The sequence below is a fragment of the Flavobacterium psychrophilum DSM 3660 = ATCC 49418 genome (assembly GCF_002217405.1).
Taxonomy (GTDB): Bacteria; Bacteroidota; Bacteroidia; order Flavobacteriales; family Flavobacteriaceae; genus Flavobacterium; species Flavobacterium psychrophilum.
Window position 1 is genome coordinate 18,197 of record NZ_MUHE01000060.1, and the last position, 13,151, is coordinate 31,347.

Genomic DNA, 13,151 nt, shown 5'->3' on the forward strand with positions numbered 1-13,151 from the left:
TAAAATTCGAAAAAATTAGTATATTTGAAAGTTTACGGTTTTATTTATGATAGCACACATTCAAGGAAAATTAGTCGAAAAATCACCAACAGAAGTTGTAATAGATTGCAACGGTGTTGGTTATCATGTAAATATTTCGCTGCACACTTATGGTTTATTGCCTACAACCGATTTTGTAAAGCTTTTTACCCATCTAATAATAAAGGAAGATAGTCATTCGTTATACGGTTTTGCCGAAAAATCTGAAAAGGAAATTTTTAAACTGTTAATTTCTGTTTCGGGAATAGGAGCCAATATTGCACGCACAATGTTATCATCAATAGAACCCAAACAAATTATTAATGCGATTGGTTCTGGCGATGTAGGAACAATTCAGTCTATCAAAGGAATTGGAGTGAAAACTGCCCAACGAACCATTATCGATCTGAAAGAAAAAGTATTAAAACTTTATGATTTAGACCAAGTTTCTATCTCACAAAGCAATACAAACAAAGATGAAGCGTTATCTGCATTAGAAGTTCTAGGATTTATCAGGAAATCGGCAGAAAAAGTAGTCGAAAAAATCGTTGCAACCATGCCAGATGCCACCGTAGAAACTATAATTAAACAAGCCTTAAAAAATTTATAATCGTTGAGACAATTTAGTTTATATAAGTCGAATATAGCTGTTAAAAACAGTATTTTTATACTGCTTTTTTTCTTTTCAATTACTGTGCATGCACAAGTAAATCCTGAACCCAAAGATACTGTAAAAGGATATAATATAGGTAGCTTAAAACTGCCCAATCCCAATAGTATTCTAGAAGCTTATACCTATGACCCTATTACCGATAGGTATATTTACACCAAAACATTTGAGGGTTTTAATATAAACTATCCCATTGTTTTAACGCCAAAAGAGTATCAAGAATTAATCTCGAGAGAAGCCATGCGAGATTATTTTCAGAAAAAATCTGATGCAATTGATGGAAAAAAAACAGCAAGTAAAGATACTCAAAAGAATTTATTGCCACGATATTATATAAGATCAGGTTTATTTGAAACTATTTTTGGAAGCAATACCATCGATGTAAAACCAACAGGAACTGTAGAAGTCGATCTGGGGATGCGCTATTCTAAACAAGATAACCCCTCATTTTCGCCAAGAAATAGACAAAGTACCACATTCGATTTCGACCAACGAATTAGTTTGAGTTTGTTAGGAAAAGTAGGAACAAGGCTAAAAGTAAGCGCAAATTATGACACACAATCTACATTTGCCTTTCAAAATTTAATAAAATTAGAATACACGCCAACAGAAGATGATATTCTTCAGAAAATTGAAGTGGGTAACGTAAGTATGCCACTAAATAGTACCCTAATTCGTGGTGCACAAAGTTTGTTTGGGGTAAAAGCACAGTTTAAATTCGGAAAAACAACAGTTACAGGGATTTTTTCCGAACAAAAATCTCAAACAAAAACCGTTGTTTCTGAAGGAGGAGGTGCCATTTCAGAATTTAATCTTTTTGGAATAGATTATGATGCCGACAGACACTTTTTCTTGTCACAATATTTTAGAAATAGGTATGATGAGGCACTAAAAAATTATCCAGTGGTCGATTCTAGAGTGCAAATTACTAGAATGGAAGTCTGGATAACCAATAGGCAAAACCGAGTAAATACTTCTCCAGACGGGAATAACTTAAGAAATATAATTGCCCTGCAAGATTTAGGAGAAGGACCTCTGCAAAACAGCAGTTTTACAGATATTACAGCACAAACGGTAGGGGTTTACGCACAGGCAATACCAAATTTCTTTGTTTTTACGCCATTTAATACCCCAACAAGTAATAAAAATAACTTGTTTGATCCTGCTCTGATAGGTACAACAGGTTTGTTAAATTCTGGAATTAGAGAAATAGCAACTGCTTCAGCCGGATTTACTGGTGTAACAGTTTCTGAAGGTACAGATTATGCTAAATTAGAAAATGCAAGAAAGTTAAACTCAAACGAATATACTTTCAATACCCAATTGGGATACCTATCGCTAAACCAAAGATTGTCTAACGATGAGGTTCTTGCTGTAGCATACCAATATACAATTGGAGACAAACTATATCAAGTAGGGGAGTTTGCTACCGATGGTGTAAGCGCAACAAGCGTAAATGCAGCTGGCGTGCCGCTTACTCAAAGTTTAATTCTTAAAATGCTAAAAGGAAATTTAGCTAGTGTGGCAAAACCAGCTTGGAACTTGATGATGAAAAATATTTATCAAATACCAGGTGCTTATCAGTTGGATCCTAAAGATTTTAAATTCAATATTTTATACACAGACCCATCACCACTAAATTATATTTCAGAAATAGGAGGTACCTCATTTCCTGCAAATCCGTTGCCTGAAAACGAAGTCTCTCTAGCACCGTTGTTGCGAGTTTTTAATATGGATAAATTAGATTCTAGTAACGATCCGCAGAAAAAAGGAGACGGTTTTTTCGATTTTTTACCAGGACTTACCGTTGATGCGCAAAACGGACGAATTATTTTTACAACCAAAGAACCTTTTGGAGAACTTCTTTTTAAAAAATTAAAGAATACAGGTTCGCTAGAAGATTATGCCGATGTAAATACCTATAATGCCAATCAAAAAAAATACGTTTTTTCTGGTTTGTACCGTAAAACACAAACACAAGCTTTACAAGAAACCGATAAAAATAAATTCCAGCTTAAGGGGAAATACAAATCTAGCGGAGGCGAAGGAATTTCTTTAGGCGCTGCAAATGTGCCTCGTGGTTCGGTAGTGGTAACAGCAGGAGGAAGAGTCTTGCAAGAAGGAATAGATTATAGTGTTAATTATCAGGCGGGACGTGTGCAAATTTTAGACCCATCGTTGCAAGCTTCAGGAGTACCTATTAGCGTTTCGGTCGAAAATAATGCCGTTTTCGGGCAGCAAACCCGAAGATTTATGGGGGTTAATGTAGAGCATAAGTTTTCAGACAAATTTCAAATAGGAGCAACATTCCTAAAAATGACCGAAAGACCGTTTACACAAAAATCAAACTATGGTCAAGAATCTGTAAATAACAGTATTTTTGGTGCTAATGCTAATTTTTCGACGGAAGTCCCATTCTTTACAAGGTTAGTTAATAAATTACCAAATATAGATACTGATGTTCCTTCTAATTTATCCTTTAGAGGTGAGGTAGCTTTCTTAAAACCAGGAACATCTAAAATAGATCAGTTTCAGGGGGAAGCAACCGTATATGTAGATGATTTTGAAGGCTCACAATCTACGATAGATATGAAGTCGCCATTAGCATGGAGCTTGGCGAGTTCGCCTGTAGGTTTTGGAGGGGAAATTGCAGAAAATAATTTATCTTATAATGACAAGCGTGCAAAAATGTCTTGGTATTCTATAGATCCTACTTTTTATTCAAGTCAAAGACCAGCAGAAATAAATGATAACGATGTTTCTAGAAATAATAGCAGACGCATTTATAATTCAGAATTGTATCCAAATACCGATATTGCAGTAGGGGAAACCACAGTAGTTTCTACATTAGACATGACTTATTATCCAACCGAACGTGGTCCGTATAATTTTAATCCACTTGCAGTAAACAATATACTACCAACACCTCAAAATAATTTTGGAGGAATTATGCGTTCTATTTCTTCTACAAATTTCGAACAAGCTAATATAGAATATATTCAGTTTTGGATGCTAGATCCTTATTACGGAACAGCAAGTGATACAAATGCTGCAAATACAGGGAAATTAACATTCAATCTAGGAGAAATTTCGGAAGATGTCCTTAAAGACGGTCGAAAATTGTACGAAAACGGATTGCCAGCTGGCGGATCAAACCCAAATGTAACTAATACTGCTTGGGGGAAAGTACCCGCATCGCAATCCTTAATTTATGCTTTCGATACAAATGAAGCAAACAGAAGTCAGCAAGATGTAGGACTTAACGGATTATCAGATGCTGAAGAAAATCAAAAATATCCAAGCTTTGCAGGGCCAGATCCCGCACAAGATAATTATCAATATTTCTTAAATGCTTCAGGTTCTATTACCGATAGATATAAAAAGTACAACGGATTAGAAGGAAATTCGCCAATAAATGTTTCCGATACCAATAGAGGATCTACAACCACTCCCGATGTAGAAGATATTAATAGAGACAACACCATGAATACTATTAATGCCTATTATAAATTTGCAATAGACATTAAACCAAATTTAGTACTTGGTGATAAATATGTTTCTGATGTGAGAACAACACAAGTGCTACTTGCAAACGGTAACACAACAGATGCCAGATGGGTACAGTTTAAAATACCAATTCTCGAAGCAACAGCGGCAAATATAGAAGGCGGAATATCAGATTTTAAATCGATACGTTTCATGCGTATGTTTATGTCAGGTTTTTCAGACAAAGTTACGGTTCGTTTAGGCTCATTAGATTTGGTTCGTGGAGAATGGAGAAGATATAACAATACACTCCAAACTAGCGATACAGACCCAACAGACGACCCAACAGGTTTCGATGTTACTGCTGTAAACATTCAAGAAAACAGCAGCAGATCTCCTATAAAATACGTGTCGCCTCCAGGGGTAGAGCGGGAGCAATTATATAGTAATAATTCTGTCCTTAGGCAAAATGAACAATCACTTTCGTTAAAAGTTTATGATAAAGGAAACCCACAATCAGGATCTAAAGGATTAGAAGCAGGAGATTCTAGAGCCGTTTTTAAGACCGTAGATGTAGATATGCGTAGGTACAAGAAACTAAAAATGTTCATGCATGCCGAGTCATTAAGAAGAACTGGAGCAGGTTTTCCAAACGGAGAAAACACACCAATTCGAGATAATGAGATGGTTGGTTTTATTCGTTTTGGTAATGACTTTACAAACAATTTTTATCAAATAGAAATTCCGTTAAAAGTTACACAAGAAAATGCAATATCCGCATCCGATATTTGGCCAGCCGAAAACGAAATCGATATTCAAACCGCTTTGCTAACCCAACTTAAAATTTTAAATATAAAAGGGACACAACCCGTAGATGCCAATGGTATCTTCTTTCAAGAGGCAAACATATTAGATCCCTCAGCAAAAGCAGGAATGCGAGTAGGTATAAAAGGAAATCCTAATTTTGGTTACGTAAGAACACTAATGGTAGGTGTAAAAAATCCTTCAACACTAGCAAACACATACAATCGTGGAGAAGTTTGGTTTAACGAGCTTCGTCTTGCCGAAACCGATAACAAAGGCGGTATGGCTGCTATTGCAAGTTTAGATACTAATTTTGCCGATTTTATGACGCTTTCTGCAACAGGAAGAATGAGTACCATAGGTTTTGGCTCGTTAGAACAAAGTCCGAACAAACGTAGTAGAGAGGATGCACAACAATTTAATATTGTTACCAATATGAATTTAGGTAAATTATTACCTAAAAAATGGGGTATAAACTTACCTTTTAATTATGGCATAGGCGAAGAAATAATCACACCAGAATATGATCCTTTTAATCAAGATATTAAGCTAAAACAATTGCTAGATGTAACAACAGATCCAGCAGATAAGGCTGAATTTAAAAACCGTGCACTTAATTTTACAAAAAGAAAAAGCATCAACTTTATTGGGGTAAGAAAAGACCGAGCTGCAGAACAAAAACAGCATATATATGATCCAGAAAATCTAACTGTTTCCTATTCATTTAACCAAACCGAACACCACGATTTTGAAGTAGAAGGATTGTTAGACCAGCAGGTAAGAACTTCGGCAGATTATGCTTATACGTTTCAATCTAAGGCGGTAGAGCCATTAAAAAACACAAAATTTTTAAAGAAAAGTAGCTATTGGAAAATGCTAAGTGATTTCAATTTTAATTATTTGCCTACGAGCATCAACTTTAGTTCTACTATTTTACGACAATATAACAAACAACAATACCGACAAATAGATGTGCAAGGGCTCCCGCTTAATCCCTTGTACAAACGAAATAATATGTTCAATTATAATTATGGATTTAATTATAGTTTAACCAAAGCCTTGCGAGTAAATTATACAGCTACCACAGCAAATTTGGTTAAAAATTATTTAGACGAAAATAACGATCCTATAGATAGTTTTACCATCTGGGACGATTATTGGAATATAGGAACACCAAACCAACATTCGCAACAGTTAACAGTTAATTATGAATTGCCTATAAACAAAATTCCAGCCCTAGCCTTTATAAAATCAGATTATACTTACTCAGGAGATTATTCTTGGCAAAGAGCCTCATTAGCTTTACAATCATTTAAAGCAACTGATGGTAATACCTACGATTTAGGAAACACCATACAAAATGCAAGTTCTCATAAATTGAACACCGCATTTAATATGGATACTTTTTACAAATATATAGGATTAAGAAAAGGATTTGTAAAAAAAACAGTTCCAATAGCACCACCTTCTGTACCAAAACCAGGAGAAAAATTAGTAGCAAAACCGAAGGTTAAAGAAATAAAACCAAACGTTTTTCTAGACGGATTAATAGGTTTGGCTACTAGTGTAAAAAACATTCAGATAAATTATAACGAAACCAGCGGAACAATGCTGCCAGGTTATTTGCCATCAATAGGATTTTTGGGCTCCTCTAGGCCAACCTTAGGTTTCGTATTTGGGTTGCAAGATGATGTGCGTTTTGAAGCGGCAAAAAACGGATGGTTAACAAATTATGCAGAATTTAATCAAAACTTTACACAAGTAAAAACAAAACACATTGCAGGAAATGCAAATATCGAATTGTTTCCAGATTTAAAAATCGATTTAATTGCCGACAGAACTTTTTCCGAAAATTTCTCAGAACAGTTTGATGCAGTAGGAGGTGTTTATAATTCACATTCGCCCTATAATTCTGGAAATTTCTCTATCTCGACCGTTTTAATAAAAACAGCCTTTTCTGAAAGCGACGAAACAAGATCGGTAGCGTTCGATAACTTCAGGAAAAACAGGCTTATAGTAGCAGATAGATTGGCCGAAATTTCTTACGGAACCTCAGATTTTCCAAGAGTTACAGACGTTTCTAATCCTAATTACGGATTTCCAAAAGGTTTCGGAAAAAACAACCAAGCCGTTTTGTTGCCTTCATTTCTAGCAGCTTATACAGGAAGTGATGCTTCTGGCGTTTCACTAGGTGCTTTTAAAAACATTCCAATTCCTAACTGGACCCTAAAATATACAGGACTAATGAGGTACAAATTTTTTAAAAATACATTTAAAAGATTTTCTGTACAACATGCCTACAAAGCAGCTTATACCATCAATTCATTCCGATCTAATTTAAAATATACCGATCCAGGAACTTACGATGTAGGAGGTAATTTTGAAAACAAAAATATTATAGGTAATGTAAATCTAACCGAACAATTTAGTCCGTTAATAAGATTAGATTTCGAAATGAAAAATTCGATAAAAATCCTTGCCGAAATGAAAAAAGACAGAACCATGGCATTAAGTTTCGATAACAATTTACTCACAGAACTAAAAGGTATCGAGTACGTAATTGGACTAGGATATCGTATAAAAGACGTAAGGATAAAATCACGATTAGCAGACAATGCAACAGGAGAAATAAAAAGTGATGTAAATATAAAATGCGATGTGTCTTTTAGAAATAACAAAACAGTAGTCAGAAATCTAGATTATAATAACAACCAATTAGCAGGAGGACAAAACATAATTTCGACCAAGCTAACGGCAGATTATTCTTTTAGTAAAAACCTAACAACTCTTTTCTTTTTCGATTATTCGTTCTCAAAAGCAGTTATTTCGACTTCATTTCCACTAACAACCATTCGAGCTGGATTTACAATTAGATATAATTTTGGAAACTAATCAAGCAGTTGTGTAAAATCTATTCATACTATAGTAAGCGCATTTTTTAATCTCATTACTTTGGCGTTACAAGCCAAGTTTGCGGAACTCCGATAAAAACAAAAGTATAGCGAAAACCCTTTTTGAGACAGCAAAAGCCTCAAAAGGGATTTTCACTTCAATCCCTAGCGTAAAATGCTGTAATTAATAAAGCATAACTATTCGATCTAATACCAATAATGATTTTGTCACATATTTAAAAGTTGGCAAACAGTTTAGAAAACCGAAATACCGAAGAATAAAATATTTTTTAACATTAATAATTCATAATTATGACAAATTACTCAAGTAGAAGCGGAAAGAAATCAGGCGTAACAGCTTATGAAATCGGAAACGATTTTATTATAGTGCAATTTAACGGCTCTAAAAATTACACGTATTCTAATCGAAGTGCTGGAATTTCTGCCGTTAACACTATGAAATCATTAGCAATTGGACAAAGCGGTTTAAGCACCTATATTTCGCAAAATAAACCAAGTTTTGACTAAGCTAATCACATTTTAATAAATGCAAATTGTCTTTTGTTAGTCCGATAAATTCAAAATTTACTAAGTCTTTTTGCTCGACATTGTGAACATAGCCATAAGTACATGCTATCATTTCATTAGATAAATCATTTTTACAACGACCTAAATTGAAATAATGCTTTTTGGTTTGACCGATTAAGGACCCGTAAATAATACAGTCATTTGGTAAATCAGTACCGTTTTTGTCTTTTAGATTTAATTTTTGTTGATTTAACATGATAAATAATTTAAATTGCTTTTCACTTTATATCGGTGGAAAAGCGAAACCGATTTGCCAACACACGTTTGTACTTACTGTGGTTTTAGCGGAATTACCGTCTCGCATCATAATTATGCAAAGCAGAAAATTGAAAGGTTACGAAGTCCACAGCAAGTACAAGCGTGGGAACGTTGACAGTAATCGCAAAAATAGGTATTAGGCTTAATTTGAAATTGGTTTTGTATTTGGAAGATTTGGAAGATTTGGAAAATGAGCTTAATTTAGTCCAAAACTGCCTATGAGCAGGAATGTTAGTGTCAAGATAACCTAAAAAAAAAACACGACAAATGAGTGAAATAGAAATTAATATCTAGCAAGAGTTTAGAGAAAAGTAAGAGAAAGTATTTATTATATTATCCCATTTTTAGTACTGTCTGTGAGTTTTTTAATATATAATACTAAAAATTAAAAATTAAACTTCACGCTAATTTTATTAGCTGGTTAAAGTGTTTTTTAGGGCTCAAATTTTTAAAATTAAAGCAGTATTAGATGGGGCAATTATTAGTCATAAAGCAATATCTTACTTTTGTAAAGCGAAACGTATTAATTAAATTTAGAGTCTATGCAGTTGAAAAAATAAAAAAAATCGAATTAAACCCAAATAGCAAATTAATTATTTAAAAAAAAATAAGATTATTACAGTAATAATTTTACATTTGTTTTAAATTAAAACTAAATAGTAAAATGAACATACCAGCTAACTTAAAGTACACAAAAGACCACGAATGGATAAGTATTGATGGCGACATTGCTACAATAGGAATTACCGATTTTGCTCAAAAGGAATTGGGAGATATTGTATATGTTGAAGTAGAAACATTAGATCAAACATTAGCACAAGACGAAGTTTTTGGAACGGTAGAAGCTGTAAAAACAGTATCTGATTTGTTTTTACCACTTTCTGGCGAAATAATCGAATTTAATGAATCATTAGAGGTAACCCCAGAAGTTGTAAATGCAGATCCTTACGGAAAAGCTTGGATGATTAAGGTGAGAATTTCTAATCCATCTGAAATAGAAAATTTACTTTCTAGTGATGACTATAAAAACCTTATTGGCGCCTAATAAAAATTCTATTTGGATTGCTTTTTTTTGGACATTCCTTATTCTTTATCTAAGTTTAAGAAGTGTTACAAATATGCCAAAAATCACTTTTTCAAATGCAGATAAAATAGTTCATTTTACGTTCTATTTAGGTTTTGTTATTTTGTGGTATAGGTATTTAGTATTTAAAGAAAAAGTATTGCTAAGTAATAAAATAGTTTTAGTGCTTATCTCGATAACCTTCGGAATTGCTATCGAGTTTGCCCAAAAATATTTTACCACAACCCGCCAAGCAGATATTTTAGACGTTCTGGCTAACAGTGCAGGTACTTTAGCGGGAATTTTTGTAGCCACAAGAATATTTCAAAAGAATAAAAAATCGGAAGTATTCGATAAATAAAAAATTAAAGAAAATATCCCATTTCGATGGGATTTTTCTATTTTTATACCTTTAATTCGTCAATTCACATTATGAATATTAAGCAATATCTAGATTCTACATACCTAAAAACTGCATCGCAAGCCAATTTATCTGAAATTGAAAACACAAAAGTGGTCGAAAATTTTATTAATGAAGCCATTAGCGAGGAGTTTAAGTTGGTTATGGTTCGTCCTGACAAAGTACAAATGGCTAAAAAAATGATAGATGAAGCCAATTCTAAAGTACTAATAGGAACAGTTATCGATTTTCCTGAAGGCAATTCTAGTCTAGAAATAAAAATTGAAGAAGCACAAGAAGCTATAAATAATCAGGCTGACGAGCTTGATTTTGTGATTAACTACGAAGCCTTCAAAAGAGGAGAAGTGGCGCTAATAAAAGCAGAGATTATTGCTTGTACACAATTAGGACTGTCACATAAAAAGGCAGTAAAATTTATTATAGAAGTCGCTGCACTTACAAACCATCAAATTATTCAGGTTTCGGTTTTAATAAAAAACACAATTATCACCAATTTTAAAGAAGATAATTTTGCTCATGTTTTTGTAAAATCATCGACAGGGTTTTATAAAACACCAAATAATTTGCCAAACGGAGCAACAATTGAAACCATTATTTTAATGTTAGAAAACTCATATCCGCTTCCTGTAAAAGCCGCTGGCGGTGTGAGAACGCTAGATGAAGCATTGGTAATGCTAAGATTGGGTGTAAAAAGAATAGGAACTTCTGCTGCTAAAACTATTGCAGATGGAAATGTTAGCGCTGAAAATTATTAAAAATCATAAAATGAAAAAGTACCTTTTACTAATTGCAACTTTTTTCTTAGCACAAAATTTATTTTCGCAAGTGAGTAACCAAGAGAAATTCCCTGTTTTTCCTGCATGTTCAAATGCAATGAATCAGGAATTGGTAACTTGTTTCAATAACCAATTGCAAGATTTTGTGTATCATAATTTTCAATTACCAGCCGTGGTAAAACAAAATAATTTTAAAGGAAAAATTATTACGTTGTTTGAGGTAGATAGTACAGGAACATTCAAAGTGTTATATGCAGATGCAATGTATTCGGAACTAATAACCGAAACAAAAAGAGTTTTTTCGGCTTTGCCAAAAATTACGCCACCCACTTATAACGGAAAACCAACTTATGCAAAATACACTTTTACAATTGCAATTCCGTTGCAAAGTACCACCCAAATTGCCCAAGAGAAATTATTTCAAGAAAATAAAATTTTAAATTCTTCTTTGATTTCAAACATAGAAAATCCAGAATTCGAATCGGTTACATTAAATTATGCAGCATTTAAAAACCCACAATTTAAAAGTCACCTTAATATTCCTTTTTCTCACAATTTATACACTAATTTTGATGGCGAAATGAACCAAGTGGGTACCAATAGCCACACAGCTTCAAAACCCTACACTTACTCTGAAGTAGTAAAATATCATGATTTTTATGCTGCGTATAATGCAATCAAAATAAATAAAGAAGGCTGGTGGGGACGAAAAATATTTAACGAAAACTTAGTATCTATACAAGGGGAAGATTATTGGTTTACTCTAAATCCTATTTTCGATTTGAGAATGGGGAAAAATAATCCAAGTACCCAAAAATATACTTATGTAAACACACGTGGTTTGCAAATACAAGGTGCATTGGGAGAGCAACTTAGTTTTGCCACAACCATTTATGAAAGCCAAGGCGTTTTTGCTGATTATTATAACAGATATGCAAACTCATTGAGACCAAATGGAGGAGATCCAGCCATTATTCCAGGAATTGGTATTGCAAAAGATTTTAAAACTACAAAATATGATTTTCCTTCTGCCGATGCAAATATTGCCTATACGCCTAGTAAACATCTTAATTTGCAATTGGGTTATGGGCGAAATTTTATAGGAGATGGTTACCGTTCTTTACTAGAGGGTGATGGCGCTAGCCCATATCCGTATGTTAAAATAAACACCACATTCTGGAAAATTAAATATACAAATACTTATATGTGGCTTAAAGATGTTCGTAAAGATGTAACGCTAGACAGAACGTATGCTACAAAATATATGGCAAATCATTATTTGAGTTGGAATGCTTCAAAGAGATTAAATATTGGTTTTTTTGAGTCGGTAATCTGGACAAATGACAATAATCGTGGTTTTGATCTTAACTTTGTAAACCCAATTATTTTTTATCGTACAGTCGAGTTTACTTCTTCCGCTAGAAGTGGAAATGCAGTTTTGGGCTTAACATCTAAATATAAATGGAATAACAATATTAACTTATACGGACAGTTTTTACTCGACGAATTCTCGCTTGGTGAGGTAAAATCGGGAGAAAAAAGCTGGAAGAATAAATACGGGTACCAATTGGGCGCTAAATATTTTAACGCTTTTGGTATAAAAAATTTATACTTACAAGCAGAATATAATCAGGTACGCCCTTATGTTTATGCACATAGTAAAGCCATTACAAATTACGGTCATAACAACCAGAGTATGGGGCATAATTGGGGTTCTAATTTTAAGGAACTAACAGCAATTGCCCGTTTTCATAAAAATAGGCTATTTGCCGATGCAAAATTAAGCATAGGAATTCGTGGTTTAGATTTTGATACTGCAACCGATGCTTTAAATTATGGTGCTAATATTTACAAAGATTATGGTGATAATAGAGCTTATGATAAAGGAGTTGTAATAGGGCAGGGTGATAAGACTAATGTTTTTATTGCCGATGTGCAAGCGGGATATTTGTTAAATCCAACTACAAATTTGAAGCTTTTTGGGAATTTAATTTACAGAAATTTTTCGCCACAAGTAAATACGACTACAAATTTCAAAGAAAGCACAAGCTGGTTTTCTATAGGATTGCGTGCCGATGTGTTTAACTGGTACTTGGATTATTAGAAAATAAATTAATGTTTGTGTCTTTTATTTTCACAGATAAAATGGTATAGTCTGTTTTATACCAATTTAGCT

General features: G+C 33.5%; 8 protein-coding genes. 7 read left to right on the forward strand and 1 reads right to left on the reverse strand.

The window, feature by feature from the left end; genetic code table 11:
- Positions 1-46: 46 nt before the first annotated feature.
- The 3 genes from ruvA to B0A57_RS11530 all read left to right on the forward strand — a co-directional run bounded on the left by ruvA (position 47) and on the right by B0A57_RS11530 (position 8,397).
- Positions 47-628: a Holliday junction branch migration protein RuvA gene (gene ruvA / locus B0A57_RS11520; protein ID WP_011964221.1), complete on the forward strand. Its 582-nt coding sequence runs from the start codon at positions 47-49 to the stop codon at positions 626-628.
- A 3-nt stretch (positions 629-631) separates the two neighbouring features.
- Entirely contained in the window at positions 632-7,870 is a 7,239-nt protein-coding gene (sov, locus tag B0A57_RS11525) for a T9SS outer membrane translocon Sov/SprA (protein WP_052079105.1), read from the forward strand.
- A gap of 311 nt (positions 7,871-8,181) precedes the next feature.
- On the forward strand, positions 8,182-8,397 hold the full coding sequence (locus B0A57_RS11530; protein WP_038466687.1) for a hypothetical protein: 216 nt from the start codon (positions 8,182-8,184) through the stop codon (positions 8,395-8,397).
- 1 nt (position 8,398) lies between these two features.
- On the opposite strand, the gene B0A57_RS11535 is transcribed toward B0A57_RS11530, so the two are convergent.
- Positions 8,399-8,653: a hypothetical protein gene (locus tag B0A57_RS11535; protein ID WP_038466690.1), complete on the reverse strand. Its 255-nt coding sequence runs from the start codon at positions 8,651-8,653 to the stop codon at positions 8,399-8,401.
- Positions 8,654-9,379: 726 nt separating this feature from the next.
- Here B0A57_RS11535 and gcvH point away from each other — a divergent pair.
- From gcvH to B0A57_RS11555, 4 genes are all read left to right on the forward strand, one after another.
- Entirely contained in the window at positions 9,380-9,760 is a 381-nt protein-coding gene (gcvH, locus tag B0A57_RS11540) for a glycine cleavage system protein GcvH (RefSeq protein WP_011964219.1), read from the forward strand.
- A gap of 73 nt (positions 9,761-9,833) precedes the next feature.
- Complete coding sequence (locus B0A57_RS11545) at positions 9,834-10,139, forward strand: VanZ family protein (protein WP_080731708.1); 306 nt, start codon at positions 9,834-9,836, stop codon at positions 10,137-10,139.
- A gap of 71 nt (positions 10,140-10,210) precedes the next feature.
- Positions 10,211-10,954, forward strand: coding sequence for a deoxyribose-phosphate aldolase (deoC, locus tag B0A57_RS11550; protein ID WP_074460255.1), 744 nt, complete (start codon positions 10,211-10,213; stop codon positions 10,952-10,954).
- A gap of 10 nt (positions 10,955-10,964) precedes the next feature.
- Positions 10,965-13,079, forward strand: coding sequence for a gliding motility protein RemB (locus B0A57_RS11555; RefSeq protein ID WP_052079136.1), 2,115 nt, complete (start codon positions 10,965-10,967; stop codon positions 13,077-13,079).
- Positions 13,080-13,151: the final 72 nt, after the last annotated feature.